Annotated in this window: 1 protein-coding gene; it reads left to right on the top strand. The window is 37.3% G+C overall.

Annotation, left to right across the window (positions count from 1 at the left end; genetic code table 11):
- Nucleotides 1–36 precede the first annotated feature (36 nt).
- The coding region (locus KBX39_RS32810) for a hypothetical protein (protein ID WP_210874303.1) at nt 37–466 on the top strand (430 nt) is incomplete at its 3' end.

Here is a 466-nt window from a genome sequence, read left to right as displayed (position 1 = left end):
ATTTTGTCATGTATCGATAAGGATGAAAATCCGCGAGTGTCTGCTAACCTGAAACTTGATAAAAATGTGCTGACGTTGATTAAGAACCATATGAATATCTTTATTCTTCGCCAGCTTGATTACAAGATTCAAAATATAAATACTCTGGCGCATGATGAAACTGTTGATCCAATGCAACGGGCTACAGTAGCAATCAAAAAATTCGGAAGAATATCAGATTCTGAGGTGACCACTCCTGAATCTGTAGCCGTAGATATGGTAAATCTTATATCAGACGGATGTTTCAATAATTTAAAGAATGCAGATACGTGCATCCTTGATATTGCAAGTAAGATGGGCGAATTCGCTGTAGCTGTTATTAAGCGGTGCAGTAGCTTAGGTATATCGGTATCTGAAATTAAGTCCAAAATATTGTCGATAGCGACGTCTTCTGTAGCTTATGAATTTACTCGGAAGGTATATGAAG

This window comes from Micromonospora sp. D75 (assembly GCF_018070405.1).
GTDB classification, from domain to species: domain Bacteria; phylum Actinomycetota; class Actinomycetes; order Mycobacteriales; family Micromonosporaceae; genus Micromonospora; species Micromonospora chalcea.
The sequence above is the reverse complement of the archived record's forward strand: the minus strand, read 5'-3'. Positions and strand labels throughout refer to the sequence as shown.